Genomic DNA, 24,726 nt, shown 5'->3' on the forward strand with positions numbered 1-24,726 from the left:
ACGACACGAAAGCTCTCACAGTCATGTCCCAGAACACTGGTGCCAGCTACGCCGCGGCGGGCGTCGACATCGAAGCGGGCGACCGCGCCGTCGAGCTGATGAAGGAGTGGGTGAAGAAGACGCAGCGCCCCGAGGTCCTCGGCGGCCTCGGCGGCTTCGCCGGCCTCTTCGACGCCTCCGCCCTGAAGAACTACGACCGTCCGCTGCTCGCCTCCGCCACGGACGGCGTCGGCACCAAGGTCGACATCGCGCGGCAGCTGGGCGTGTACGACACCATCGGCCACGACCTGGTCGCCATGGTCATGGACGACATCGTGGTGTGCGGCGCCGAGCCGCTGTTCATGACCGACTACATCTGCGTCGGCAAGGTCCACCCCGAGCGGGTCGCCGCGATCGTCAAGGGCATCGCCGAAGGCTGTGTGCTGGCCGGATGCGCCCTGGTCGGCGGCGAGACGGCCGAACACCCCGGCCTGCTGGGTCCGGACGACTTCGACGTCGCCGGGGCCGGTACGGGCGTCGTGGAGGCCGACCGGGTGCTCGGCGCGGACCGCATCCGTACGGGTGACGCGGTCATCGCCATGGCGTCCTCCGGCCTTCACTCCAACGGTTACTCGCTGGTCCGGCACGTGCTGCTGAACCAGGCGGGGCTCGCCCTGGAGAGCCGGATCGACGAACTGGGCCGCACCCTCGGCGAGGAACTGCTGGAGCCCACCAAGATCTACTCGCTGGACTGCCTGGCCCTGATCCGCACCACCGAGGTGCACGCGTTCAGCCACGTCACCGGCGGCGGCCTCGCGGCCAACCTGGCCCGTGTGATCCCCGACGGGCTGCACGCGACCGTCGACCGCTCCACCTGGACCCCCGCCCCGGTCTTCGACCTGGTCGGCCGGACCGGCTCGGTCGAGCGCCTGGAGCTGGAGAAGACGCTGAACATGGGCGTGGGCATGATCGCGGTCGTGCCCCAGGAGTCCGTCGACGTGGCACTCGCGACGCTGGCCGACCGCGGTGTGGACGCCTGGGTGGCCGGTGAGATCACCGACCGCGGCGAGCACGCCGAGGGCGCTGCCCTCGTCGGTGACTACGCGAGCTGAGCACCCCGAAGCTGCCCGCGCGGAACGCGTGCGGGCAGCACGGTCGCACGGGCCGGCCCGGTCGGTGCGGGCAACACTGAACCCGGTCGGTGACCGGGGTCACCGACCGGGTTCATGCTCAGCGCAAGGTCAAGCGCCGCGACGCTGTTGCGAGGACGGGCCGTCCTCGTCCTCGTCGTCGTCCTCATAGAGGTCGGCGTACCGTGCGTACAGATCGTCGTCTTGCTCATCGTCCTCGAAATGCTCACCATTCGGTGGCTGGTTCGAAGGCGATGCGCCCAGCTCCTCGGCCAGGCGTGAGAGATCAGTCCCACCGCTGTTGTACTTCAGCTGGCGGGCGACCTTCGTCTGCTTGGCCTTGGCCCGGCCGCGCCCCATGGCTCGACCCCCTCAACGACGGGGCTCGACGGCCCCAGAGTCTTGACACGCGTTCATGGTCCAGAACGGACTCTCCGCGGAAAGTCCGGTCCGTAGGGCTTCCACGGTACCTGAGCCCGCGCCCATACGGTACGTCGCCCGCATGACGTGCCCGCGCCCAGGACCTTCGAGGCGCCCCGTCCTCGCTGGTCAACCGCGATTTTAACCACTTATTGGAGGTCGACCCGCCGGGAGAAGTGAGAGTTCTCTCCAAGTGCCCGCCGACGGGTACCGATCAGATGTGCGAGGGCGTCCGCGGCCGGGCGCCCTCGCGGACCTCAGCGCGCCGAGCGGGCCTCGGCCATCCGCTGCTCGGCGATCCGGTCGGCCGCGGCGGCCGGCGGAATACCATCGTCCTTCGCACGTGCGAATATGGCGAGCGTGGTGTCGAAGATCTTCGCCGCCTTCGCCTTGCACCGGTCGAAGTCGAAGCCGTGCAGCTCGTCGGCGACCTGGATGACCCCGCCGGCGTTCACCACGTAGTCCGGCGCGTAGAGGATCCCGCGGTCGGCGAGGTCCTTCTCCACACCCGGGTGGGCGAGCTGGTTGTTGGCGGCGCCGCAGACCACCTTGGCGGTCAGCACCGGCACGGTGTCGTCGTTCAGCGCGCCGCCGAGCGCGCACGGGGCGTAGATGTCCAGGCCCTCGGTGCGGATCAGCGCCTCGGTGTCGGCGACCGCCGTGACGCCCTCGGGGTGCCGCTCGAGGATCCGGCGCACGGCGTCCTCGCGCACGTCGGTGATCACGACCTCGGCGCCCTCCGCGCGCAGGTGCTCCACCAGGTGGTGGCCGACCTTGCCGACGCCGGCGACGCCGACCGTGCGGTCGCGCAGCGAGGGGTCGCCCCACAGGTGCTGGGCGGAGGCGCGCATGCCCTGGTAGACGCCGTAGGCGGTGAGCACCGAGGAGTCGCCGGCGCCGCCGTTCTCGGGGGAGCGGCCGGTGGTCCAGCGGCACTCGCGGGCCACGACGTCCATGTCGGCGACGTAGGTGCCGACGTCGCAGGCGGTGACGTAGCGGCCGCCGAGCGAGGCGACGAACCGGCCGTAGGCCAGCAGCAGCTCCTCGCTCTTGATCCGCTCCGGGTCGCCGATGATCACGGCCTTGCCGCCGCCGTGGTCCAGACCGGCCATGGCGTTCTTGTACGACATCCCGCGCGCGAGGTTCAGCGCGTCGGCGACGGCCTCCTCCTCGGTGGCGTACGGGTAGAAGCGCGTGCCGCCGAGGGCGGGGCCCAGGGCGGTGGAGTGGATGGCGATGACGGCCTTGAGGCCACTGGCACGGTCCTGACAGAGCACGACTTGCTCGTGACCCCCCTGGTCCGAGTGGAACAGGGTGTGCAGGACGCCGTCAGATACGTCGGTCACTGTGGTGACTCCTGAGTAAGTAGCGGCGGGTGGGGTGGGCTCCCCGTACGGGTGGCGGGGGCTGTGAGCACGAGATTAGAGCCTGCCGCGCCCGCTGGGGTCACCGTGTCGTGGATCACCTCCGACCGGAGTACCGCCGTGCGACGATTTGCAGGGGTTTCCCACCGGTCGGGTGGGGGATCCGGCAGGTTTTCGCAACGGTCCGCGGGGGAGGGAGCAGGCGTGCCCAAGGTGTCCTCGCTGATCGTCCCGTACGCGACCTACCTCCGCGTGTACGAACCGCTGGCCGCCTTCCCGGAAGCGGAACGCGGTCACTGGGCCCGGTACGCCCGCCGCCCCGACCGCCCCTCCTACCAGGACGAACTCCGCCGTGCCCTGGCCGGCCTGGCCCCCACCCCGCCGGTCGCGGTGCCGGTGCACGAGAGCGACGACGCGTTCGTGCTGGAGGCCGACGGCGTGGTCTGCGTCTGCCCCTGGCGCACCCGGCTGCGCGGCTGGCAGGCCCTGGGCGAGCTCGCCGAGGACTTCCCGCTGCCGGTCCTGGACGCGCTGCTGCCCCCGGTCGTACGGCACCAGGCGACCCAGGACTACGAGCGCTGGCTCGCCGAGAACCCCGACGCCCGGCCGTGGATCCGTACCGCCACCTGGCAGGTGCCGATCAACTGGTTCGTGCTCTTCGCGGACGAGGAGCGGGAGTACGCCAAGGGCTCCGCCGACGAGGCGCCCGTGCTGCGCTACCGGACGCCCATGGTGCAGGCCCGCAGGCGGGTGGCCCGGGGCCTGCGGGCGCTGCGGGACGCCATGGAGGAGAGCCTGCTGATCGACGGCCTCGTGGACGTCGGGCGGTGGCTGGAGGAGTTCCACCCGCGCTCGGTGGTCGAGCTGGACTACGGCGGGCTGGTGCACGCCCTGCCGGCCGGTGCGCTGGAGGGCGACCACTCGGCCGCCGACGTGGCCGAGGGGATCGCGGCGCTGCGCCGGGGCGACGAGGAGGGTGCCGGGGCGGCCTACGGGCGCCTCGTGGAGCGCTGGCGGTCGGTGCGCGACCTGCGCTCGGCGAACTGACGTTTGACCAAACGCCTTTCTTGGGGTTTTGTCATCGCTCTGAGGTGTCTGAGGTTCCGTCAGCCCGGGCGCGACTGTGGACGTAGGGCCCGATCCGGGCGTATGTCCCAAGCGTGTCAAGCGTGACGGACCGCACGTACGCGGCCCTTGCGCCGCTTGCCCCCCCTCATGCCAAAATAGGACAAGGAGTCCGGGGAGGACTCCTCCGTCCTGCTGTGCTGGACTATGGGCGGAATCTCAGCATTGCACGCTTTGGGGGGTCTGGTGACTCCTGAACGCCGCTGTGACTGATCGTCACAGCGGCGTGACTGTCCGCTATGGCATGGTCCATCGGCTTCCGCGGCTGATGAACACCTGGGAGGGCAATTCCATCGGTTTGGCCGACGTGGCTGGACAGATGGTGTAGTTGTAGTGCCGAGGACAAGCCGTTCGTCCTATAACCGACTCGACTCGCGTCCGCCATTTCGGGCAACGCGGGTCAAGGTGCAGAATTTAGAGGAAAGAACCGAGAAGGTTCGGTTCTCCCGAGGAGGCCGCTCATGACCGCTCGCACCCCTGATGCCGAGCCGCTGCTGACCCCGGCTGAGGTCGCCACCATGTTCCGCGTCGACCCCAAGACGGTCACGCGCTGGGCGAAGGCAGGCAAGCTCACGTCGATCCGCACGCTCGGCGGGCACCGCCGCTACCGCGAAGCCGAGGTCCGCGCACTGCTCGCGGGCATTCCGCAGCAGCGCAGCGAGGCCTGAACAACTGAATAAACCGGGCAGAACCGGCTGGTCCCCCACTGGCCGAGACGCCCGGGATCCTTGGCTCGAAGCGACGCGGGGACTGCCCCAACAGGCCCCGGGCCCACGCCGAACAGAGTTTTCCAGGCAACTGAACAAGGGTGCGTCGTAGATCGCGCTGGACTCCGCCGGGTCCAGCGCGATCTTTTTTGTGCGCCCCTGGTCGGCCCGGACGGGCGCGGACGGAGTCCGGGAGCGCCTCGTGCGCGGGCTTGTCGGACTCTGGGGACGGCTGTGGGATCACCTGTGCGCCGGCCGGGACGGACCCCGTCGAGTGGTGCAATTGCACATATTAAATTGACTGGTTGTAGGAGAGGCGTAAGTACCGCCCTTCCCAAAACTCATGCCGTGACACCCGTCACATACCAGTCGGCTTGTTGAGCCCCCGGCATATGCGCTAAAGAAGACGCCCGTTGGGGCCGGGCCGTTCCTCGGCCGCCTCCGGGCCGCCGGACGGGGACGCCATCGCCAGCCGCAACAGGCGGTGGCAGACCGGGCAGTGGCGCGTCACATGCCGGTACGACGACGCGGCCGACAGGTGCGCGCGCAGCAGCGCCCGCGTCTCGTGCCTGGCCGATGCGGCCATACGCCACCCCCAGCGGGCCCACACGGGAAGAGGCCCGCCTCTTGGAGTACCGAGGGAACGCGGGCCCGTCAAGACGGCGCAGCGGCGCCCGCCGACGCGGCCCGCGCCGCGGGACGCCGCCGACCTGCCCGAAGCACGAAGAAGGCCCGCACCCGGTGACGGGTACGAGCCTTCTTCTTCTGCGGTCCTGACGGGATTTGAACCCGCGGCCTCCACCTTGACAGGGTGGCGAGCACTCCAAACTGCTCCACAGGACCAGGTTTTGCGGCGCCATTCCCTCGTTGCGCTGCGAGAAGGACTCTACAGGAGGGAAAGCCTCCTGGTCGAACTCACCCTGCGTGCCGGACCGGTCACGGCACCGCCGCGTCGATCGCCTTCACGATCCGCTTGTCCGACACCGGGTACGCCGTGCCCAGCGCGTGGGCGAAATAGCTGACCCGCAGCTCCTCGATCATCCAGCGGATCTCCAGGACCTCCCGCGGCACGGGCCGCCCCTGGGGCATCTGCTCCAGCAGCCACGCGTACTCGTCCCGCATCTCGTGGACCTTCGCCATCCGCGTGGTGTCCCGCTGCGCGTTCGCCGGCATCTGCTGCAGCCGGCGGTCCGCGGCCACCAGGTACCGCATCAGGTCCGGCAGCCGGCGCAGCCCCGCCCCGGTCACGAAACCGGGCCGTACGAGCCCGTCCAGCTGCGCCCGCACGTCCTGGAGGTTCGGCAGCAGCGCGGGGCTCCGTACGCCCTTCAGGCGCCGCTCACAGGCCTGCCAGGCGGCCAGCACCTGCTGCACCTGCCCCACCGCGCGGACGGTCGTGTCCACGATCTCCGCGCGGACCTTGTCGTACAGCTTCCGGTACGACTCCTCGTCCCACGCCGGACCGCCGAAGTCCCCGATCAGCTTGTCCGCCGCGGCCATCGCGCAGTCGTCGAACAGCGCCTGGACGGAACCGTGCGGATTGGCGGACAGCGCCAGCTTCTGAGGATTCGTCAGCTTCTCGGACGCGAACTTCGCGGGGTTCACCGGGATGCCCAGCAGGATCAGCCGGCGGGTGCCCTTCCACATCGCCTCCGCCTGCTCGGCCTCCGAGTCGAACAGCCGCACCGACACCGTGTCGCCGTCGTCCACCAGCGCCGGATACGCCTTCACCGGCTGGCCGGCCCGACGGGTCTCGAACACCCGGGTGAGCGAACCGATCGTCCAGTCCGTCAGCCCCTTGCGCTCCAGGGACTCGCCGCCCTGGCGCTGCGCCGTGGCGGCGGCCGCCTGGGACAGGGCCTTGCGGGCCTTCGGCCGCAGACTGAGCTTCAGCGCCTCCAGGTCCTTGTCCTCGGCGAGCTTGCGACGCCGCTCGTCGACGATCCGGAAAGTGATCTTCAAGTGGTCCGGGACCTTGGACCAGTCGAAGTCCTCCGCCTCGAACGGAACCCCGACCATCCGCTTCAGCTCACGGGCCATCGTCACGGTGAGCGGCTCCTGGAGCGGGACCGCCCGCTCCAGGAACGCCTTCGCGTAGTTCGGCGCCGGCACGTAGTTGCGGCGGATCGGCTTGGGGAGCGAGCGGATCAGCTCCGTGACCACGTCCTCCCTGAGGCCCGGGATCTGCCAGTCGAATCCCTCGTCCGTCACCTGGTTCAGCACCTGGAGCGGGATGTGGACCGTGACACCGTCGGCGTCCGCACCCGGCTCGAACTGGTACGTCACCCGGAACTTCAGCGGGCCCTGCCGCCAGGAGTCCGGGTAGTCCGCCTTGGTGACGGCCTCCGCGGACTCGCGGATCAGCATCTCGCGCTCGAAGTCGAGGAACTCCGGCTGCTCGTGCCGCTTGTGCTTCCACCACGAGTCGAAGTGCGCCCCCGACACCACGTGCTCGGGGATCCGCTGGTCGTAGAAGTCGAACAGGGTCTCGTCGTCGACCAGGATGTCCCGCCGCCGCGCCCGGTGCTCCAGCTCCTCGACCTCGGTCAGCAGCCGCCGGTTGTCCGCGTAGAACTTGTGGTGCGTCCGCCAGTCGCCCTCGACGAGCGCGTTGCGGATGAACAGCTCCCGGCTGGCCTTCGGGTCGATCCGGCCGTAGTTCACCTTGCGCTGTGCCACGATCGGCACGCCGTACAGCGTCACCTTCTCGTAGGCCATCACGGCCGCCTGGTCCTTCTCCCAGTGCGGTTCGCTGTACGTGCGCTTGAGCAGGTGCTCCGCGAGCGGTTCCACCCACTCCGGCTCGATCCTCGCGTTGACCCGCGCCCACAGCCGGGACGTCTCCACCAGCTCGGCCGACATCACGAACCGCGGGGGCTTCTTGAAGAGCGCCGACCCCGGGAAGATCGCGAACTTGGCGTTGCGCGCGCCCAGGTACTCGTTGCGGCCGCCGTCCTTGCGGCCGGCCTGACCCGAGTCCTTGGACTCCTTCACGTCCTTCATGCCGATGTGCGAGAGCAACCCCGCCAGCAGCGACACATGGATGTGGTCCGCGGGGGCGTCGTCCTCGTTCAGATGGATGCCCATCTGCTTGGCGACGGTCCGCAGCTGGGTGTAGATGTCCTGCCACTCGCGGATCCGCAGGAAGTTCAGGTACTCCTGCTTGCACATCCGCCGGAACGACGACGAGCCGCGTTCCTTCTGCTGCTCGCGGACGTACCGCCACAGGTTGAGGTAGGCCAGGAAGTCGCTGCTCTCGTCCCGGAACCGGGCGTGCTGCTGGTCCGCCTGCGCCTGCTTGTCGGCCGGCCGCTCCCGCGGGTCCTGGATGGACAGCGCCGCCGCGATGACCATGACCTCGCGGACGCAGCCGTTCTTGTCCGCCTCCAGCACCATGCGGGCCAGCCGCGGGTCCACCGGCAGCTGCGCCAGCTTGCGGCCGGTCTGCGTCAGCCGCTTGCGCGGGTCCTTCTGCGCGGCGTCGAGCGCGCCCAGCTCCTGCAGCAGCTGCACACCGTCGCGGATGTTGCGGTGGTCCGGCGGGTCGATGAACGGGAACTTCTCGATCTCGCCCAGACCGGCCGCCGTCATCTGCAGGATGACCGAGGCGAGGTTGGTGCGCAGGATCTCCGCGTCCGTGAACTCCGGCCGGGACAGGAAGTCGTCCTCGCTGTAGAGCCGGATGCAGATGCCGTCCGAGGTACGGCCGCAGCGGCCCTTGCGCTGGTTGGCGCTCGCCTGCGACACCGGCTCGATCGGCAGCCGCTGCACCTTGGTGCGGTGGCTGTACCGCGAGATGCGGGCGAACCCGGGGTCGATCACGTACTTGATGCCCGGAACGGTCAGCGACGTCTCGGCGACGTTCGTCGCCAGCACGATCCGGCGGCCGCTGTGCTGCTGGAAGACCCGGTGCTGCTCCGCGTGCGACAGCCGCGCGTACAGCGGCAGCACCTCGGTCGACCGGTACCGCTTCTTGGTGAGCGCGTCCGCGGTGTCCCGGATCTCCCGCTCACCGGAGAGGAAGACCAGGACGTCCCCGGGCCCCTCCGCCATCAGCTCCTCGACGGCGTCCGTGATCGCGGTGATCTGGTCGCGGTCGGCGTCGTCCGAGTCCTCCTCCAGCAGCGGGCGGTAACGGACCTCCACCGGGTACGTACGCCCGCTGACCTCGATGATCGGGGCGTCACCGAAATGCCGGGAGAACCGCTCCGGGTCGATGGTCGCGGAGGTGATCACGACCTTGAGGTCCGGCCGCTTCGGCAGCAGCTGCGCCAGATAGCCGAGCAGGAAGTCGATGTTCAGCGACCGCTCGTGCGCCTCGTCGATGATGATCGTGTCGTAGGCGCGCAGCTCGCGGTCGGTCTGGATCTCCGCGAGGAGGATGCCGTCGGTCATCAGCTTGATGAACGTGGCCTCGGGGTTCACCTGGTCGGTGAAGCGGACCTTCCAGCCGACGGCCTCCCCGAGCGGGGTCTCCAGCTCCTCGGCGACCCGCTCGGCCACCGTGCGGGCGGCGATCCGGCGGGGCTGGGTGTGCCCGATCATGCCCCGGACGCCCCGGCCCAGCTCCAGACAGATCTTCGGGATCTGCGTGGTCTTCCCGGACCCGGTCTCACCCGCGACGATCACCACCTGGTGGTCGCGGATGGCCTCGGCGATCGCGTCCTTCTTCTGGCTGACGGGCAGCTGCTCCGGGTACCGGATCTCCGGCACCCGGGCGCGCCGGGCCGTCATCCGCTCCTCGGCCCCGGCGACCTCCGCCTCGATCTCGGCGAGAACGGCGGCGCGGGCCTCCGGCTTACGGATCTTGCGCGCACCCTCCAGCCTCCGCCCGAGCCGGTGCGCGTCGCGCAGCGACAGCTCGGTGAGGCGGGGGGTGAGGGAGCCGAGAGTGGGGGCAGAGTGCGTAGACATACGGACTCCAGGATCTCATCCTGCGGAAATTCGCGGCCAATGGTTTTGCCGGGGCACACAACAAGGCCCCGATCGATGATCGGGGCCTTTGCTGTGGCTGGGGCCGGGGTCGAACCGGCGACCTATCGCTTTTCAGGCGATCGCTCGTACCAACTGAGCTACCCAGCCGCGGTGTTTCACGTGAAACACCAGCGGTCCTGACGGGATTTGAACCCGCGGCCTCCACCTTGACAGGGTGGCGAGCACTCCAAACTGCTCCACAGGACCAAGCGTGTCGTACGACAGTGTCGCACAGGGTGGTGCGTGCCCCCAACGGGATTCGAACCCGTGCTACCGCCTTGAAAGGGCGGCGTCCTAGGCCGCTAGACGATGAGGGCTATCGGCCCGCCTGGGCGCTTCGCAGCGCGTCGGGGACGTGAGAAGCATATGGGATGGGGGGAGGGTTCGCCAAAACGGTTTACGGGGAGGTCGTCGAGGGCGTGGCGGTGGACGGGCTCGGCGACGGGCTCGGTGAGGGGGCGGCGCCGGGCTGGTTCTCCTCGGGGAGGTGCCGGCTGACCTCCGCCGTCGTCAGCCCGAGCCCGCCCAGTTCGATCGAGTCCCACGCCTGGAGGCGCCGGGAGTCGCGGTCGAAGTAGAGGATCGACGTCTCGATCGGGTCGGGGTACGTGCCCTCGATGGCGCGCAGGCCGCTGCCGCCGGTGGAGCCCTCCACGCGGAGCCGGGTGCCGTACCGCATGACTTCCGTCTTCTCGTGGTGGATGTGGCCGGCCAGGACCAGCGGCACGGTGCCGTCGACCTCGCGGGCCGCGGACGGTTCGTGGGCGATCGCCACGTCCACCGGGGTGCCGGCGGTCCGCTGGTCGCGCAGGGCGGAGGCGAGACGGGCGCCCGCCAGTTCCTGGGACTCCTCGGCCCCGGCCCTCTTCGAACGGTCGGGGGTGAACTGCGGATCGCCGATGCCGGCGAAGCGCAGTCCGGCGACGGTCCGGGCCCTGCCGTCGTCGAGGACGTGGACGTTCTTCATCCGTTCGAGGTAGCGCTGGGTGACGAGCGAGTCGTGGTTGCCCCGCACCCAGACGTAGGGCGCGCCCAGGTCCTCGATGGGGTCCAGGAAGCCGTTCTCGGCGGCGCTGCCGTGGTCCATCGTGTCGCCGGAGTCGACGATCACGTCCACCCGGTACTGCTCCACCAGCGAGGCGATGATCTTCCAGCTGGCCGGGTTGAGGTGGATGTCGGAGACGTGCAGCACACGGATGGTGGTGGGGTCCGGCTGGTAGGCGGGGAGGGTGGAGGTGGCGTCGTAGAGCTTGGTCACGTTGGTGACGAGGCGGGCCAACTCCTTCTGGTAGACGTCGAACTCGGTCACGATGCTGCGCGCGTCGCCGACGAGGGAGGGCGCGGAGGAGAGCAGGCCGGAGAACTTCGGTTCCAGGACGGAGTCGGCGTTCCAGGTGGCGTAGGCGGTGCCGCCGGACGCGACCAGCAGGGTGAGGGCGAGGCCGCCCGCGGCGAGGGCCCGGCGGGGCCGGCGGTAGACGACGAGGCCGAGGGCGGTGGCCCCGGTGACGACGGCGATGCAGGAGCGCACGGCGAGGTCGGCGGTGCCGCGGGTGATGTCCTGGGCGACCTCGTCCTGGAGGCCGGAGAGGCGTTCGGGGTGGTCGACGAGGGCCTGGGAGCGCTCGGGGTCGAGCTGGTCGACGTTGACGTCGAGGCGGACGGGGGCGATGTGGCTGTCGAGTTGGAGGGCGCCCAGGGGGGAGATGTTGATCTTCGTGCCGCCGGTGAGGGAGGGGCGCAGGGTCATGGTGGTGTTCATGGGGCCGACCGGGACACGGACGTTGCCGACCACGAGCAGGCCGAGCCAGGCGCCGAGGGTGACCACGGCCACGAGGCCGAGGGCACGGGTCCAGGGGCGCGCCCGCGGCGCGAGGGTCACGGCCGCGGGGGCGGCGGGCCGGCGGGTGCGGTGACGGCGGGTGAGGGCCCGCGGGACCCGTCGGATGCGGTGCAGGGCGTTCGTGACGGCGGAGGGGACGCGGACCATTGGTCCCGTATGCCCAAGTCGGCGACGGGATATGCGGGGCCCTTGGGCATCTCGTACGGACGGCTCGTACCTGACAATGGCTCTGTGCTGGAGATGACGCGCGAGATGTTCGAGGAACTGGTCGCCGAGGCGCTGGACCGGATCCCTCCGGAGCTGACGCGACTGATGGACAACGTCGCGGTGTTCGTCGAGGACGAACCGCCGGCGGACGATCCGGAACTGCTCGGGGTGTACGAGGGAACCCCGCTGACGGAACGGGGCGAGTGGTACGCCGGGGTGCTGCCGGACCGGATCACCATCTTCCGGGGGCCGACGCTGCGGATGTGCGAGTCCCAGGAGGACGTCGTGGCCGAGACGGAGATCACGGTGGTGCACGAGATCGCGCACCACTTCGGGATCGACGACGCCCGGCTGCACGCGCTCGGTTACGGCTAGGCCGTTTGCGTGTCCTCCTGTGGGGGGCGGGAGTTGGGGTGGTTGACCCTGCACTCCCATCGGAGGTGGCCCGTGCGCCGCTTGTACGTACCAGTCCGCCTGGCCGCCGCCGTCGTGGCCGTCGCCGCTGCCGCCGGCTGTGTGAGCGTGGGTGAGGACGGCGCGGGCGGGCACGCCGGGCCGTCGCGTTCCGCCGAACGGCCGGGCGGTGAGGAACCCGACGGGGGTGCGGCGGTGTCGGGCGGCGGGCCCGGGTACGGCGCCGCCGCGGCCGACGGCGAGCGCGGCGACCGCGGCCGGGACAAGGGGCGCAAGGGCGGCAAGGGGAACAAGGCCGGGCAGGACGAGTCCGCGGCCCCCGACGCGTCACCGTCCGCGGGGGCGAGCCGTTCCGCGACGGCCGAGGACGAGCCCGGTGGGCCGGCCAAGCCGACCCCCGACGACCGGCCCGTTCCGCCGGAGCCGACGCGGACGCCGGAGCCCGAGCCGACGCCGACCCCGCCCGAGCCGTCGGCGTCCCCGGAGCCGACGCAGGCGGAGCCCTCGTCGTCGGCGCACGAGCCGCCCCAGACCCAGTTGGCGCAGCGGGAGCCGGCGCCGGAAGCGGGGGCGCCGTTCTAGCGTTCCCTCCCTCGCCCACCCGCGTGTCCGCCCGCCGACCCGGCCGGCCCCTCTTCCTGGATCACCCCGCTGACCTGCGGATCGTTCCGGGGCATCGGGCTCGGTTTGCTTTCGGGGGGTGGAGGTGCGTATGGTGGCAGATCGTTTGATCCTATTTGCCCGGCGCCACTGCAGAGCGCGCCGTGTGGCGCGTACTCTCCCTTGCCGTGGTGGACCGCATTGAGGCGGTCATATTGCGAATCGCGAATCACGGAGTTGACGGGCGCGTGCCGAAGAGACTCCGGAAGGTTTCGCATTCGTATGCCCATCGCCAGTACTGATCACGTCGTCGTGCCCGAGAACACCGAGGACACGGACATCGACGTCACCACCGAGGTGGCGGCTCCCGAGCCCACCTTCGCCGACCTCGGTCTCCCCGAGGGCGTCGTGCGCAAGCTCGCGCAGAACGGCGTGACCACCCCCTTCCCGATCCAGGCCGCGACCATCCCGGACGCCCTGGCCGGCAGGGACATCCTCGGCCGTGGCCGCACCGGCTCCGGCAAGACCCTCTCCTTCGGTCTGCCGACCCTGGCCACCCTGGCCGGCGGCCGCACCGAGAAGCACAAGCCGCGCGCCGTCATCCTGACGCCGACGCGCGAGCTGGCCATGCAGGTCGCCGACGCGCTCCAGCCCTACGGCGACGTCCTCGGCCTCAAGATGAAGGTCGTCTGCGGCGGCACCTCCATGGGCAACCAGATCTACGCCCTCGAGCGCGGCGTCGACGTCCTGGTCGCCACCCCGGGCCGGCTGCGGGACATCATCAACCGCGGCGCCTGCTCGCTGGAGAACGTGCAGATCACCGTTCTCGACGAGGCCGACCAGATGTCCGACCTGGGCTTCCTGCCCGAGGTCACCGAACTGCTCGACCAGGTCCCGGCGGGCGGCCAGCGCATGCTGTTCTCCGCGACCATGGAGAACGAGATCAAGACCCTCGTCGACCGGTACCTCGACAAGCCGGCGACGCACGAGGTCGACGCGGCGCAGGGCGCGGTGACGACCATGTCGCACCACATCCTCGTCGTGAAGCCCAAGGACAAGGCGCCGGTCACCGCGGCCATCGCCTCCCGCAAGGGCCGCACCATCATCTTCGTCCGCACCCAGCTGGGCGCCGACCGCGTCGCCGAGCAGCTGCGGGACGCGGGCGTGAAGGCGGACGCGCTGCACGGCGGCATGACCCAGGGCGCGCGCACCCGGACGCTGGCCGACTTCAAGGATGGCTACGTCAACGTGCTCGTGGCGACGGACGTCGCCGCGCGCGGCATCCACGTCGACGGCATCGACCTCGTCCTCAACGTGGACCCGGCCGGCGACCACAAGGACTACCTGCACCGCGCGGGCCGCACGGCGCGCGCCGGGCGCACGGGCACGGTCGTCTCGCTGTCCCTGCCGCACCAGCGGCGCCAGATCTTCCGTCTGATGGAGGACGCGGGCGTCGACGCCACGCGCCACATCATCCAGGGCGGCGCGGCCTTCGAACCGGAGGTCGCCGAGATCACCGGCGCCCGGTCCATGACCGAGGTGCAGGCCGAGTCGGCGGGCAACGCGGCGCAGCAGGCCGAGCGCGAGGTCGCCCAGCTCACCAAGGAGCTGGAGCGGGCGCAGCGCCGCGCGGCGGAGCTGCGCGAGGAGTCCGACCGGCTGCTGGCCCGGGTCGCGCGCGAGCGCGGCGAGGACGTCGAGACGGTGGTGGCCGAGGCGGCCGCCGTCGTGGCGGCCGAGGCCGAGGTGACGCTGCCCGAGCAGCCGACCTCGCGGGACGTGGAGCGGGTCGAGCGCACGGAGCGTACGGACTCCTCCGCGCCGTACGAGCGCCGTGAGCGCCGGGACGACCGCCGTGACGGGGACCGTGGCGGTTTCCGCCGCGACGACCGCGGTGACCGTGGTGGGCGTTCCTTCGAGCGTCGTGACGACCGGGGTGGCTTCCGCCGGGACGACCGCCGTGACGGGGACCGTGGCGGTTTCCGCCGCGACGACCGCGGTGACCGTGGTGGTGACCGTGGTGGGCGTTCCTTCGAGCGTCGTGACGACCGGGGCGGTTTCCGCCGGGACGACCGCCGTGACGGCGACCGCGGTGGCTTCCGCCGCGACGACCGCGGTGACCGTGGCGGCTTCCGCCGCGACGACCGGGGCGACCGCGGTGGTGACCGTGGTGGTGACCGTGGTGGGCGTTCCTTCGAGCGCCGTGACGACCGGGGCGGCTTCAACCGTGACCGTGACGACCGGGGCGGCTTCAACCGCGACCGCGACCGCGGCGGTTTCCGCCGTGACGAGCGCACCGGACACCGCGGCAGCGACCGTCCCTTCAACCGCGACCGCCAGGGCGACCGCCCGGGCTTCCGCACCGGCGCCCACGACCGCCCCCACGGCCGTCGTGACGACCACCGCGGCGGCGGCTCCTTCGGCCGCCGCGAGGACAAGCCGCGCTGGAAGCGCAACGGCTGACACGACCTCACCGAGCTGACCGGAAGGGCCCGCACGACACCCGTCGCGCGGGCCCTTCCGCGTCCCCACGGGACACGACGGGGCCCGCCCGCCCGATACCCGATCGGAGACCCGCCCGCGTCCGGCTATGCTCGTGGAGGCAACATCGCCAGGGGCCCTTAGCTCAATTGGCAGAGCAGTGGACTTTTAATCCATTGGTTGTGGGTTCGAGTCCCACAGGGCCTACCGGTGACCCCGGTCCGGACGACGTCCGGGCCGGGGTTCGTCGTGTCGGGGGCGGCCGGTGCGCGGGTGGTCGGGGTCGAGCAGCTGGACCGTGATCCCGGTGAGGACCAGGCCCGCCGCGATGAGCAGCCCGTCGGCGACGGCCACGCCCCCCACCAGCATGGTCACCCCGACGGCCAGCAGCCACCGGGCACCCGTACGCCGGTACTCGCGCGGGCGGGCCGGCCGCCCGGCGGACAGCGAGCGGGCGAAACGGGGATCCTCGTGCGCGAGTCGGGCCGAGAGGTCGACGAGGCGCTCGTCGTCGGACTGGGGCACGGCTCCTCCTTCCCAGGGGGTGGCCGCCCGGCGGCACCGTCGGCGGCCGTCGCTCCGGACACCGCCGGGCATCGGTTCCGTGCCGCCGGGGACGTACCGGGCGACGCGTGGGTCAGCCGCGAACTCGGGCCGCTACAAGGGAGTTTGCCCGTACGCCGAGGTCATCACCCGCCCGGTGCGCGGACTCCAGCGTGGCCCGGCGCCGCCGGATCCGGCCATCGGTCACGGGCCCCATCCCGCCCCGGGGCCGGTGCGCACCCGGGCGGGATGGGGGGTGGGGGTTCCGGCGCCGAAATGGGGGCTGTCACCGATGGCGCCGGGCCCGCCCGGCACACAGGCTGGAGGACGACGGCCCCCGCCGCGCCCCCGGCAGGCGGGCCGTCGGGCTCCCGCCGCACCGGGAGCCCACCAGGAGCGGCCCACGGTGAGGAGGCGGTACGGGTGCCTCTGTTCTGGCGGATCTTCCTGCTGAACGCCGTCGTCCTCATCGTCGCCACGGCCCTGCTGCTGGGCCCGGTCACCGTGTCCACTCCCGTGCTGCTCACCGAGGCCGCGGTCCTCACGGCGGGGCTCGCCGCCATGCTGGTCGCCAACGCGCTGCTGCTGCGGATCGGTCTGGCGCCGCTGCAACGCCTGACGCGCGCCATGACCACCACCGACCTGCTCCGCCCGGGACACCGGCCCGCGGTCGGCGGGCGGGGCGAGATCGCCGAGCTGATCACCACCTTCAACACGATGCTCGACCGGCTGGAGGACGAGCGCGCCACCAGCAGCGCCCGCGCCCTGTCGGCCCAGGAGGCGGAACGCCGCCGGGTTGCCCGGGAACTGCACGACGAGGTCGGCCAGTCCCTCACCGCCGTCCTGCTCCAGCTCAAGCGCGCCGCCGACCACGCACCGCCCGGCCTGGGCGAGGAACTCCGCCAGGTCCAGGAGGCCACCCGGGCCGGGCTGGAGGAGATCCGGCGCATCGCCCGCCGGCTGCGCCCCGGCGTCCTGGACGAACTCGGCCTGGCCAGCGCGCTGAAGGCGCTCGCCGCCGAGTTCGCCGGGCCGGGGCTCGACGTCCGGCACCGTCTCGCGCCGGACCTGCCGCCGCTGGACCGCGAGGCCGAGCTGGTCCTCTACCGGGTGGCCCAGGAAGCGCTCACCAACACCGTCCGCCACGCCCGCGCCCACCGCGCCGAGATCGCCCTGCACCGCACCCCCGGCGGTGTCGAACTCCGCGTCCGCGACGACGGCCGGGGCACCGGCGGCGCACCGGAGGGCGCCGGCGTCCGCGGCATGCGGGAACGCGCCCTGCTCATCGGGGCCGGGCTGACCGTGGAGTCCGGCACCGAGCCGACCGTGGAGTCCGGCGCCGGCGTCGGCACCGTCGTACGGCTGGCCGTCCCCGTCCCCGTCCGCTTCCCCGCGCACACCCTCGTTCCCGTACGCGGGTCCGCGCCCGCGCACGCCCCGCCCCCGTGACCGACGCCCCCGACCGGAAACGCTGACATGAACGACCCGGCCCCCACCCGCATCCTCCTCGCCGACGACCACGCGCTGGTCCGCCGGGGGGTCCGCCTCATCCTGGACGGCGAACCGGACCTGACCGTCGTGGCCGAGGCCGCCGACGGCGTCGAAGCCCTGGAGCAGGCCCGTGAGCACCGGCCCGACCTGGCCGTCCTGGACATCGCCATGCCCCGCCTGACCGGTCTCCAGGCGGCCCGCGAGCTCTCCCGCGCCCTGCCGGACACCCGCATCCTCGTCCTGACCATGTACGACAACGAGCAGTTCTTCTTCGAGGCGCTGGCCGCCGGGGCCTCGGGGTACGTCCTGAAGTCCGTCGCCGACCGCGACCTCGTCGAGGCCTGCCGCGCCACCATGCGCGGTGAGCCGTTCCTCTACCCCGGGGCGGTCAACGCGCTCATCCACCACTACCTCGACCTCGCGCGGGAGGGCCGCAGCCTGCCCGCCAAGGCCATCACCGACCGCGAGGAGCAGATCCTCAAGCTCGTCGCCGAGGGCCACACCTCGCAGCAGATCGCGGGCCTGCTGGTGATCAGCCCCAAGACGGTGGAGCGGCACCGGGCCAACCTCCTGGCCAAGCTCGGCCTGAAGGACCGCCTGGCACTGACCCGGTACGCCATCCGCGTCGGCCTGATCGAGCCCTGAGCCCGCCCGGCGCGGGAGCGGGGTGCGGGCGTACGCCGGCCGCGCGGGTTGTCAGACTGGAACCGGGCCGCACCGGCCCGCCCGCCGCGGTCCCGCCGGCCGCCGTTCCCCGCCCGGAGTACGCCGATGCCCCACCCGTACGTCCTGCTGTCCGCCGCCGTCTCCCTGGACGGCTGCCTCGACGACACCGGCCCCGAGCGGCTGCTGCTGTCCGGCCCGGAGGACTTCGACCGGGTCGACGAGGTGCGGGCATCCGCGGACGCCGTCCTGGTCGGCGCCGGCACCCTCCGCGCGGACAACCCCCGGCTGCTGGTCTACTCGCCCGCCCGGCGCGCCGCCCGGGTCGCCGCGGGCCGGCCCGAGTACCCGCTCAAGGTCGCCGTCAGCGGCTCCGGCGACCTCGACCCGGCGGCGCGGTTCTGGCACACCGGTGGCGCGAAGGTGCTCTACACCACCGACCGGGGCGCCGAGCGGGCACACGCCCTCGGTGTCGCCGCCGACGTCGTCCCGCTCGGCCCCGACCTCGACTGGCGGCGGCTGCTGGAGCACCTGCACGCCGTGCGCGGCGTCCGGCGGCTGATGGTCGAGGGCGGCGGCCGGATCCACACCCAGCTGCTCACCCAGGGCCTCGCGGACGAACTCCAGCTCGTCCTCGCCCCGCTGTTCGTCGGTGACCCGGACGCGCCCCGCCTCTTCGGCCCCGGCGCGTACCAGGCGGGCCGGCTGCGGCTGGTCGAGACCCGCCCGGTGGGTGACGTCGTTTTGACGCGCTACGAGCCCACCGCGCCCGGCACCGGCCCGCTGCCCGTCGCCGCCGACCACCACTGGCTGGCGCTCGCCTGCGCGCTGGCCGCCGAGTGCCCGCCCTCCACGACGGCGTTCAGCGTGGGCGCGGTCGTCGTGGCGGCCGACGGTACGGAGCTGGCGCGCGGCCACTCCCGGGAGGGCACCGACCCGGTGGTGCACGCGGAGGAGGCCGCGCTCGCCAAGATCGACCCCATGGACCCCCGGCTCCCGGCCGCCACCGTGTACTCCAGCCTGGAGCCCTGCGCCCGCCGCGCGTCCCGGCCGGCGCCCTGTGCCCGGCTGATCCTGGACACGGGGGTGCGGCGGGTGGTCACGGCCTGGCGCGAGCCGGACACCTTCGTGGCGGGCGCCGACGGCAGCGGGGTGCTGGCCGAGGGGGGCGCCACCGTGGTGGTCCTGCCGGAGTACGAGGACCGGGCCAAGGCGCCGAACGGCCATCTGACCGGCCGGTGAAACGGGGCCGGCGACAACGGGTGTGCTTCGTGTCCCGCGCATGGCGTACACTGGTTTCAACGACGCGGGGTGGAGCAGCTCGGTAGCTCGCTGGGCTCATAACCCAGAGGTCGCAGGTTCAAATCCTGTCCCCGCTACTGAAGGCCGAGGGCCGGAATCCGAAAGGGTTCCGGCCCTCGGTGTTTTCCGGCTCCCGCCGACTTCTCCCGAGATTCCGCTGTCACCCAGCGTGAGGGATCCACCCCGCAGCGCATAACAACTGACATACCGTCAGAAGAGAGCGGGCGCGCGAAGCGCGGTCAACTCGCCCGTTTTTGGGCGTCGGTGGCGGTTAAGTCCCCACGGAAATCGTTAACGATCAAGAGGAACAGCTTGGAATACGACCCTCGCGTCTATTAACGTTCGATAACGCAGCGCGGTCGTCCCAGCCGTCACAGAAGTCGGCTCCGTGCGCACGCGCCGAATCCCGCAAGGGAACCGGGGAACCATCACCATGGGGTGAATCGCGTGGATACCGCCGTGGCAACACGGTGCGTATACGCGCGTAGGAGACCTTCCTGCTCCGAACCCGTCAGCTAACCCGGTAGGCGGAGAAGGAAGGAAAGGAGTACGCCCACGTGGCGTCCAACCGGCCTGCCCCCGAGGCCCCGTACCAGCCGAGCGACACCTTCGCCTACGGCGGCATCCGCACCGACGAGGGCCCCTTCGAGGAGTGGAACCCCACTGCGGAGACCATCCGCCCGGTACGTGGCCGGCACCGCGTGGCCAAGCAGCGCGGCGGCGGGCTCGCCCGCAGCTCCACCGTCCTCGGCGTCGGCGTCATCGCCGCGGTCGGAGCGGGCGGCATGGCCAGCGCCCAGACCGGCAAGCCGCCGGTCTCGATCTCCGTGCCCGACCTCCCCAACGTGGGTTCCCTCATCTCCGACGAGGACACCCCCAAGGGTTCGGCCACGCCCCTCAGCGACATCGGCATGAGCGCCGCCGACGACGAGCAGGCCACCGCCGGCGCCGGTGAGGCGCTGCGCGCCCGGATCATGGCCCAGGTCGAGCAGCAGCAGGACCAGGCGGAGGACAGGGCCGCCGCCGAGGCCGCGGCCGCCGCCGAGAAGGAGGCCGCCGAGGCCGTCGCCAAGGCGGAGAAGGAGGCCAAGGCCAAGGCCGCCGCCGCCAAGAAGAAGGCGGAGGAGGAGGCCAGGAAGAAGGCCGAGGCGGAGCGCCTCGCCGCACTGGCCAAGCAGTACGCGCTGCCGACCTCCTCGTACACCCTCAGCTCCACCTTCATGCAGGCCGGTGCCTACTGGTCCTCCGGCTACCACACCGGCCTCGACTTCGCTGCCCCCACCGGTACCCTGATCAAGGCCGTCCACACCGGCACGATCACCTCCGCCGGCTGGGACGGCTCCTACGGCTACAAGACCGTGCTCACCCTCGACGACGGCACCGAGATCTGGTACGCCCACCAGTCCTCCATCAGCGTCAGCGTCGGCCAGAAGGTCAGCACCGGCGATGTGATCGGCCGTGTCGGCTCCACCGGCAACTCCACCGGGGCCCACCTCCACCTGGAGGTCCACCCCGGCGGTTCCACCTCGGGCGTGGACCCGCTGGCCTGGCTGCGCGACAAGGGCCTCACCCCCTGAGAACCGACGCCCCCTGAATCCCGGCAGTCCCGACGACGACCCCCCCGACGTCAGGGCTGCCGGTCAGGTGTGTGCGGGGCGGGGTGAGGCGGGGTGATTGGACCGGTCAGGATCCGTCAGGATCGGTCAGGACCGGCGGGGATCCGGGTTCGGCCGCGGGTCCGGGTACGGGGCGTACGCGGCGTAGGGATGCCCGTACGGCAGCGGACCCTGCGGCGGATGGCCGTGTGGGGGATACGCGTGGTGTGCCTGCACATGTAGTGGCTGCCCATGGGGCGCCTGCACGTGTGACGGCTGGCCATGGTGTGCCTGCCCCTGCCCATGGGGCTGCTGGCCGTACACCCCGTGCACCGGCCACGGCGCCGCGGTGACCGGGGCCGGGGGCGCGAGGGCGCGGGCCGCGTGGTCCAGGGCCGGACGGGCCGCTCCCCGCCGGTGCCACAGCTCGAGCAGCAGCTCCCGCTCCCGCGTGACGAAGTCCGTCCCCGCCCGCCCGAGCCGCCCCCGGTGCCGCAGGAACGCCAGCGAGGTCGCGTACGCCTCGTACTGCGCCACCGCCCGGGCCGCCGCCCGCCCGCCGTACCGGCGCGCGTACTGCCGCGCGATGCGCCGCGCCCGCATCGAGCCGAGCGCGAACGGCTCCGCGGGAGTGAGCCAGCCGGCCACCGCGTACGCGGGCAGTTCCGACCGTACGGTCCGCAGCTCGCGCTGCCGCGTCCACACCACCAGCCAGGTCAGCAGTCCGAACGTCGGCACCATGAACGCCGCGTACACCGCGAAGAAGCCGTACTGGCCGAGCGTCGAGGAGCCGTTCCACAGCGCGTGCATGCCCATCGCGAGGAGCAGCCCGCCCAGCGGGAGCAGTACGCGGCGCAGCCGCTGCCGGGGGCCGGACAGCGCGGCGATGCCGAAGCCGATCCCGGTGAGCACGGTGAACAGGGGGTGCGCGAACGGCGACATGACGATGCGGACGAAGAACGTCGCCGCGGTCACCGAGGCCATGCCGCTGTCGCCGGTCAGCTGGTCGGTGCCGAAGGCGGTACCCAGGTAGAGGATGTTCTCCGTGAACGCGAAGCCGGTGGCGGTGACCCCGGCTATCACCACGCCGTCGAGGATCCCGGAGAAGTCCCGTCTGCGGAAGAGGAACACCAGGAGGACGGCGGCGGCCTTCGCGGACTCCTCCACGACCGGGGCTATGACGGTCGCGCCGAGGGTGTCCGCGCCGGCCGGGTCGGCGGTCGCCGTCGCTATCCACTGTGTGGCGAAACTGTTCGCGACGATCGCTATCAGCGCCGCCGCGCACGCCCCCCAGGCGAAGGAGAACAGCAGGTTCCGCCAGGGTCCCGGTTCGACCCGGTCCAGCCAGCGGAAGGCGGCCACGAGGAGCGGCACCGGGAGGACGGCGAGTCCCAGTCCGACCAGGAAGCCGTGCGTGCCGGTCTGCTCGCGGACCAGGGCGAGGATGACCAGCCCGGAGAGCGTCAGCAGGGTGATCAGCGCCCCGTAGCGCACCCAGGGGCGCTGCCACCAGTGCGCGTGCCGCGGCGGTCCGCCGGTGTCTTCGCCGGGAGGCGCCGGGTACGGGGGGCTGGAAGCCACGGAATCGGCCCTAACGAGGGAGGGGAAGGGTCTACACGCTGTCTCGGGCCCGGTCTTCGGGGCGGTGCCCGGCCCGTTCGCCGTGCGGTACGCGCCGGAAGAGCAGGTCGTTCACGGCATGACCCTTGTCCAGTCCCTGCCCCTCGAAACGGGTGAGCGGCCGGAACCCGGGACGCGGCGCGAAACCGCCGTCCGCCTGCGTGTTCTCGAAGGCCGGGTGCGCGGTGAGCACGTCGAGCATCTGCTCCGCGTACGGCTCCCAGTCGGTGGCGCAGTGCAGCACCGCCCCGGGCCGCAGCCGGGTGGCGGCGAGGGTGAGGAACTCCGGCTGGATCAGCCGGCGCTTGTGGTGCCGCTTCTTGGGCCAGGGGTCGGGGAAGTAGACGCGCAGGCCGTCGAGGGAGTCGGGGGCGAGCATCTCGCGCAGCAGGATGATCGCGTCGCCGTTGCCGACCCGTACGTTGTCCAGGCCGAGCTGGTCGGCGAGGTTGAGCAGATTGCCCTGGCCGGGGGTGTGGACGTCCACGGCGAGGATGTTGGTGGCGGGGTCGGCGGCGGCCATCGTCGCCGTGGCCTCGCCCATGCCGAAGCCGATCTCCAGGACGACGGGGTGGTCGTTGCCGAAGAACGCGGCGAGGTCGAGCAGCCGGCTGCCGTCGACGTCGAAGCCCCAGGTGGGCCAGAGCCGCTGCAGCGCGTCCGCCTGACCGGCGGTGACACGGCTGCGGCGGGGCTGGAAGCTGCGGATCCGCCGCTCGAAGTGCGATCCGGCGGGGTCGGCCTTCGGCCCGTCCGGGAACCGCGGCTCGCCCTTGGCCCGGGCATGGCGGATCGACACACCGGGCGAGTGGGCGGGGTGCGGGGCTTCGGGGGTGGCGCTCACGGAGTCAGACACAGTGCTGTCGATTTTACGGGGGTCCGGTGGGCGGGTGTCGTGGTCGTGCGGCGGGGGTCGGTGATCTGGTGCCTGGTGCCCGGTGCCGGTGCCGGTGCCCGGGGCCACGGGCGGGGGTCGGCGGGCGGTGGCCGTGTCCTTACCGCCCCTCCGCCGCCGCCAGGGCCGTCAGGGCGCGTCGGGCGACCTCCCGTCCGATCGGGAGGGACGCCGTCGCCGCGGGCGAGGGCGCGTTCAGCACGTGGACCGCGCGGGGGGTCTCCCGGATCAGGAAGTCGTCGGCCAGGGTGCCGTCCCGCAGCACGGCCTGTGCCCGCACCCCGGCCGCCGCCGGCACCAGGTCCTCCTCCCGCACGGCGGGCAGGAGCCGGCGCACGGCCTTGGCGAAGGCCCTCCTGGACAGTGAGCGGTGCAGCTCGCCGCCGCCGTACCGCCAGTGGCGGCGGGCCAGCTGCCAGGAGCCCGGCCACGCCAGGGTCGCGCCCAGCTCGCGGGGACGCACCGTGCCCCAGTCGTAGCCCTCCCGGGCCAGCGCCGGGACCGCGTTGGGACCGACGTGCACGCTGCCGTCGATGCCGCGGGTGAGGTGGACGCCGAGGAAGGGGAACGCCGGGTCGGGCACCGGGTAGACCAGGCCGCGCACCAGGTCGGGCCGGGCCAGCTCGTAGTACTCGCCGCGGAAGGGCACGATGCGGGCGCCGGGCTCGTCACCGGTCAGGCGGGCGATCGAGTCGCAGTGCAGACCGGCGCAGTTCACCATGATCCGGCCGCGCACGACGTCGCCGGCGGCCGTCAGGACCGCGACGCCCCGGTCGGGGCGGCGGTCGACGCGTACGACCCGCGCCCCGTAGCGGATCTCCGCGCCGGACGCCTCCGCGAGACGGCGGGCGACCGCGGCGAAGTCGCAGATGCCGGTGGTGCCGACGTGGATCGCGGCCAGGCCGTCGATCTCCGGCTCGTACTCCGCCATCTGCGCGGCGCCCAGTTCGCGGACCGTGATGCCGTTCTCCCGGCCGCGCTGGACCAGCGCGTGCAGACGGGGCAGCTCGTCGCGGGCGGTGGCGACGATCAGCTTGCCCGTCACGGCGTGCGGGATGTCGTACTCCGCGCAGAACTTGACCATCTCCGCGGCGCCCCGCACCGCGTACCGGGCCTTCAGCGAGCCGGGGCGGTAGTAGATGCCGCTGTGGATGACGCCGCTGTTGCGGCCCGTCTGGTGACGGGCGGGACCGGGCTCCTTCTCCAGCACCGTGACCCGCGTGCCCGGCGCCGCCCGGCTGATCGCGTACGCCGTCGACAGGCCGACGATCCCGCCGCCGACCACCAGCACGTCGCAGTCGTACGCCTGCCCCGCCACCCGCACCACCTCCCGGTTCCGATAGTGCACTGCGCCACTGACAACGGCTTCAAAC

Annotated in this window: 19 protein-coding genes, 6 tRNA genes and 1 riboswitch; of the genes, 12 read left to right on the plus strand and 13 right to left on the minus strand. The window is 71.9% G+C overall.

The features are described from left to right. The first annotated feature begins 23 nt into the window (after window positions 1-23). Window positions 24-1,091, plus strand: a complete 1,068-nt coding sequence (gene purM / locus FHX78_RS18010) for a phosphoribosylformylglycinamidine cyclo-ligase (protein WP_145868461.1) — start codon at window positions 24-26, stop codon at window positions 1,089-1,091. A gap of 129 nt (window positions 1,092-1,220) precedes the next feature. On the opposite strand, the gene FHX78_RS18015 is transcribed toward purM, so the two are convergent. Both FHX78_RS18015 and FHX78_RS18020 read right to left on the minus strand, forming a co-directional pair. Beyond that, window positions 1,221-1,469, minus strand: coding sequence for a DUF3073 domain-containing protein (locus tag FHX78_RS18015; protein WP_073933448.1), 249 nt, complete (start codon window positions 1,467-1,469; stop codon window positions 1,221-1,223). A 317-nt stretch (window positions 1,470-1,786) separates the two neighbouring features. Then, on the minus strand, window positions 1,787-2,875 hold the full coding sequence (locus FHX78_RS18020; RefSeq protein ID WP_145868462.1) for a Leu/Phe/Val dehydrogenase: 1,089 nt from the start codon (window positions 2,873-2,875) through the stop codon (window positions 1,787-1,789). Window positions 2,876-3,097: 222 nt separating this feature from the next. Between FHX78_RS18020 and FHX78_RS18025 the strand changes: the two genes are divergently transcribed. Further along, window positions 3,098-3,940 carry a DUF8083 family protein gene (locus tag FHX78_RS18025; protein WP_145868463.1) on the plus strand — a complete coding sequence of 281 codons (843 nt, stop codon included), beginning with the start codon at window positions 3,098-3,100 and terminating at the stop codon, window positions 3,938-3,940. 539 nt (window positions 3,941-4,479) lie between these two features. After that, window positions 4,480-4,686 carry a developmental transcriptional regulator BldC gene (gene bldC / locus FHX78_RS18030; protein WP_003949541.1) on the plus strand — a complete coding sequence of 69 codons (207 nt, stop codon included), beginning with the start codon at window positions 4,480-4,482 and terminating at the stop codon, window positions 4,684-4,686. 436 nt (window positions 4,687-5,122) lie between these two features. On the opposite strand, the gene FHX78_RS18035 is transcribed toward bldC, so the two are convergent. The 7 genes from FHX78_RS18035 to FHX78_RS18065 form a co-directional block, all read right to left on the minus strand. After that, window positions 5,123-5,311, minus strand: a complete 189-nt coding sequence (locus FHX78_RS18035; RefSeq protein WP_145868464.1) for a DUF6274 family protein — start codon at window positions 5,309-5,311, stop codon at window positions 5,123-5,125. A 182-nt stretch (window positions 5,312-5,493) separates the two neighbouring features. Continuing rightward, a tRNA-Asp gene (locus FHX78_RS18040) sits at window positions 5,494-5,568 on the minus strand. Between the two features lie 93 nt (window positions 5,569-5,661). After that, on the minus strand, window positions 5,662-9,639 hold the full coding sequence (gene hrpA / locus FHX78_RS18045; protein WP_145868465.1) for an ATP-dependent RNA helicase HrpA: 3,978 nt from the start codon (window positions 9,637-9,639) through the stop codon (window positions 5,662-5,664). A 94-nt stretch (window positions 9,640-9,733) separates the two neighbouring features. Next, window positions 9,734-9,807: transfer RNA gene (locus FHX78_RS18050), tRNA-Phe, on the minus strand. A 24-nt stretch (window positions 9,808-9,831) separates the two neighbouring features. After that, a tRNA-Asp gene (locus FHX78_RS18055) sits at window positions 9,832-9,906 on the minus strand. A 37-nt stretch (window positions 9,907-9,943) separates the two neighbouring features. Then, window positions 9,944-10,016 (minus strand) — tRNA-Glu (locus FHX78_RS18060). A gap of 80 nt (window positions 10,017-10,096) precedes the next feature. Further along, window positions 10,097-11,689 (minus strand): metallophosphoesterase family protein, encoded by a 1,593-nt coding sequence (locus FHX78_RS18065; RefSeq protein WP_167531789.1) that lies wholly within the window; start codon window positions 11,687-11,689, stop codon window positions 10,097-10,099. 84 nt (window positions 11,690-11,773) lie between these two features. Here FHX78_RS18065 and FHX78_RS18070 point away from each other — a divergent pair, with 84 nt between their 5' ends. From FHX78_RS18070 to FHX78_RS18085, 4 genes are all read left to right on the plus strand, one after another. Then, window positions 11,774-12,124, plus strand: a complete 351-nt coding sequence (locus tag FHX78_RS18070) for a metallopeptidase family protein (RefSeq protein WP_189908708.1) — start codon at window positions 11,774-11,776, stop codon at window positions 12,122-12,124. Between the two features lie 72 nt (window positions 12,125-12,196). Next, window positions 12,197-12,745, plus strand: a complete 549-nt coding sequence (locus FHX78_RS18075; protein WP_145868466.1) for a hypothetical protein — start codon at window positions 12,197-12,199, stop codon at window positions 12,743-12,745. A gap of 300 nt (window positions 12,746-13,045) precedes the next feature. Beyond that, on the plus strand, window positions 13,046-15,226 hold the full coding sequence (locus FHX78_RS18080; RefSeq protein WP_145868467.1) for a DEAD/DEAH box helicase: 2,181 nt from the start codon (window positions 13,046-13,048) through the stop codon (window positions 15,224-15,226). 152 nt (window positions 15,227-15,378) lie between these two features. Next, window positions 15,379-15,451: transfer RNA gene (locus FHX78_RS18085), tRNA-Lys, on the plus strand. On the opposite strand, the gene FHX78_RS18090 is transcribed toward FHX78_RS18085, so the two are convergent. Beyond that, window positions 15,449-15,769 (minus strand): DUF3040 domain-containing protein, encoded by a 321-nt coding sequence (locus FHX78_RS18090; RefSeq protein WP_145868468.1) that lies wholly within the window; start codon window positions 15,767-15,769, stop codon window positions 15,449-15,451. The genes FHX78_RS18085 and FHX78_RS18090 overlap by 3 nt on opposite strands. Window positions 15,770-16,210: 441 nt before the next feature. Between FHX78_RS18090 and FHX78_RS18095 the strand changes: the two genes are divergently transcribed. The 5 genes from FHX78_RS18095 to FHX78_RS18115 all read left to right on the plus strand — a co-directional run bounded on the left by FHX78_RS18095 (window position 16,211) and on the right by FHX78_RS18115 (window position 20,820). After that, complete coding sequence (locus FHX78_RS18095) at window positions 16,211-17,236, plus strand: HAMP domain-containing sensor histidine kinase (RefSeq protein WP_145868469.1); 1,026 nt, start codon at window positions 16,211-16,213, stop codon at window positions 17,234-17,236. A 27-nt stretch (window positions 17,237-17,263) separates the two neighbouring features. Next, entirely contained in the window at window positions 17,264-17,923 is a 660-nt protein-coding gene (locus FHX78_RS18100) for a response regulator transcription factor (protein WP_145868470.1), read from the plus strand. A gap of 126 nt (window positions 17,924-18,049) precedes the next feature. Continuing rightward, window positions 18,050-19,183, plus strand: coding sequence for a dihydrofolate reductase family protein (locus FHX78_RS18105; RefSeq protein WP_145868471.1), 1,134 nt, complete (start codon window positions 18,050-18,052; stop codon window positions 19,181-19,183). Window positions 19,184-19,246: 63 nt separating this feature from the next. After that, window positions 19,247-19,320: transfer RNA gene (locus FHX78_RS18110), tRNA-Met, on the plus strand. Between the two features lie 310 nt (window positions 19,321-19,630). Beyond that, window positions 19,631-19,788: riboswitch (cyclic di-AMP (ydaO/yuaA leader) on the plus strand. Window positions 19,789-19,800: 12 nt separating this feature from the next. Next, the gene (locus tag FHX78_RS18115) at window positions 19,801-20,820 is read left to right on the plus strand and encodes a M23 family metallopeptidase (RefSeq protein ID WP_145868472.1); all 1,020 of its coding nucleotides are present in this window, start codon (window positions 19,801-19,803) and stop codon (window positions 20,818-20,820) included. A gap of 126 nt (window positions 20,821-20,946) precedes the next feature. Here the strand turns inward: FHX78_RS18115 and FHX78_RS18120 are convergent, their stop codons facing one another. The 3 genes from FHX78_RS18120 to lhgO all read right to left on the minus strand — a co-directional run bounded on the left by FHX78_RS18120 (window position 20,947) and on the right by lhgO (window position 24,701). Further along, window positions 20,947-22,419 carry a PrsW family intramembrane metalloprotease gene (locus tag FHX78_RS18120; RefSeq protein WP_145868473.1) on the minus strand — a complete coding sequence of 491 codons (1,473 nt, stop codon included), beginning with the start codon at window positions 22,417-22,419 and terminating at the stop codon, window positions 20,947-20,949. Between the two features lie 31 nt (window positions 22,420-22,450). Continuing rightward, window positions 22,451-23,314 carry a tRNA (guanosine(46)-N7)-methyltransferase TrmB gene (trmB, locus tag FHX78_RS18125; RefSeq protein WP_145868474.1) on the minus strand — a complete coding sequence of 288 codons (864 nt, stop codon included), beginning with the start codon at window positions 23,312-23,314 and terminating at the stop codon, window positions 22,451-22,453. A 139-nt stretch (window positions 23,315-23,453) separates the two neighbouring features. Next, window positions 23,454-24,701 carry an L-2-hydroxyglutarate oxidase gene (lhgO, locus tag FHX78_RS18130; protein WP_145868475.1) on the minus strand — a complete coding sequence of 416 codons (1,248 nt, stop codon included), beginning with the start codon at window positions 24,699-24,701 and terminating at the stop codon, window positions 23,454-23,456. Between the last annotated feature and the right edge of the window lie 25 nt (window positions 24,702-24,726).

The organism is Streptomyces capillispiralis, assembly GCF_007829875.1.
Taxonomy (GTDB): Bacteria; Actinomycetota; Actinomycetes; order Streptomycetales; family Streptomycetaceae; genus Streptomyces; species Streptomyces capillispiralis.